This is a genomic window from Pseudomonas syringae pv. cilantro, from assembly GCF_001293775.1.
GTDB lineage: Bacteria > Pseudomonadota > Gammaproteobacteria > Pseudomonadales > Pseudomonadaceae > Aquipseudomonas > Aquipseudomonas syringae_P.
The window spans coordinates 1-1,818 of the sequence record NZ_LGLN01000094.1; the positions used below are offsets into that span (position 1 = coordinate 1).

Sequence of the window (1,818 nt, forward strand, 5' to 3'; positions counted from 1 at the left end):
ATTGCTCGCCAGAGATGCCTCGCTAAATCAGATCCTCATTTTTTTCTAGGTGGGGTTCGTGGCGCGGATACGATGCATTAGCCCTGTGTCTAAACTCAAATTTATACGTTGCCACCATTTCGCTGCCCTTACAATATGTTCGGATATAGGCATTAGTTTATGTCTGAAATTCTATGCTATTCGGCATTCGGCATTCGGCATTCGGCATTCGTATAGTTTAAGGATGGTCTAGTAGGCTTTAAACTCTATCCGAAAAAGTCTTCGTAAGCAGCGTTGATTTTTTCTAAAATATCGTCAGAATTAAAATTTATTTTCTCTAAGTCTGTTTTTTTGATAGGTAGCAGGTTGTGCCTTATCTCTGTCGGTGTTTCAAGCCCGACATTTTGACGGACTTGATATATGGCACTCAGCTCAAACGGCAGTAAGTCAAAAGGAGGCTTTTTGAACTCAGGATTCCATTTGCCGCCTTTATCTTCCGAGTTTGCCAAATGATAAACGCAAATCGCTTCAAGCGAGGAACTAAGATTCTGTTCATTTTCCCAATTATTCACGACTGCTTGATAAACGCCGAAATCCCTATTCGTCACCTGGGACGGTACGTCACTACCTGCGTAAATTGAATTTAGCCACAGCATGAATGGTTCAAATCTTCGATCTTCAAAATAGCTTTGGTCGACCGCATCTTTAACAGTTATCATTCCCATCAGAATGTCGGCAACATTAGAGGATAAAACGCGTTGATTAGTCGATATGAATGTCGCCAGTAAGCAAGCAGCATTGCTCATCTGATTAGTTAAGTTAGGTACAGTCTTAACGTTTTTAAGAAATCGAGTATTTGAAAAAGATTTTGCTTTGAGTTTTAAAGCCCAATATCTATACATGACGGACTTAGAGATGTCCTGCCAGCCGGAATTGTCTTCGTCGTAAATGGCTACTTCTCCTTTGGTGCCATAGTATGACGCAAGGATACCAAGTGAATCAGCTACATTGTTGAATCCAACCAAAGAATTGCTTTCAATGTCTTCATAGACATAATTAAGTTCCTCTGTCACGAGGTCGCTAGATTTAAAAAGCCATTGTCTGTGTGCGTCAATAGTTTTTTTTAGACAGTTCATTATGGATCTCCCTCAGTTGAAAAGCTTAATCTCGCGCCCAAGGTGAAATGCGCAAGATTTCATTTTTTAGGTCTACCCCAATTACATTTCCGCTTACATTCTCCGGGGCTTGGTTAAACTCTCTTAACATCTGCCTAGCCCTTCTCTGATCAGCTAGATCAATATTTCTATAACGGCCTTCCCCATTGGCAGCTTGATCTAACACATCTTGAATAAATGTAGTCATGTTTTGCTGCCGCTTAGATAGATCGCCAATATTGCCTGTTCTTGACGTTTTTACCTCTGTAAACGCTAGTCGGCCATCAGGCGTTCTGCTGACAATATCGATACCATTTCCACTGCTGTTTTGAATTGCAAAAATATCTGTATGATTATTGTCGCGTAGAAAAATTTTTGAGATGTCCTCGCCTAAATCTCCTACTTGCTGGTTTGTCAGTTTTGAAAGGTCTTTCCCCCTAGATGATGCAAAAAGATCTATATTCGTGTCAGGTATATAAGTCTCAGGCGTCGTTTTTCCATCTGAGCTAGGATCTGACAGGTTTTCGGCTTTTTTCCCATCAACGGTAGAACTGGTAGCACCATTATCACCCCCAGATTTGGGGCTGTATGCCCCTTCACTGTTGGTTAACTTCGGTATCGGTTGTACCGTTGTGGACTCTATTTTTGCAAGCTTCTCCATTCTAGCCAGATCAGCCATCTTATC

Annotated in this window: 2 protein-coding genes; both read right to left on the bottom strand. The window is 41.3% G+C overall.

Features of this window, described 5'->3' with window-relative positions; genetic code table 11:
• Positions 1-245: 245 nt before the first annotated feature.
• Complete coding sequence (locus ABJ99_RS25195; protein WP_054088111.1) at positions 246-1,115, bottom strand: hypothetical protein; 870 nt, start codon at positions 1,113-1,115, stop codon at positions 246-248.
• Between the two features lie 25 nt (positions 1,116-1,140).
• Positions 1,141-1,818 (bottom strand): hypothetical protein (locus ABJ99_RS25200; protein WP_230081092.1); only part of this gene is annotated, 678 nt, incomplete at its 5' end.

What these genes read in the sequence shown, in the direction of transcription:
- ABJ99_RS25195 (WP_054088111.1), bottom strand. Translation starts at nt 1,115, where the DNA reads ATGAACTGTCTAAAAAAAACTATTGACGCACACAGACAATGGCTTTTT.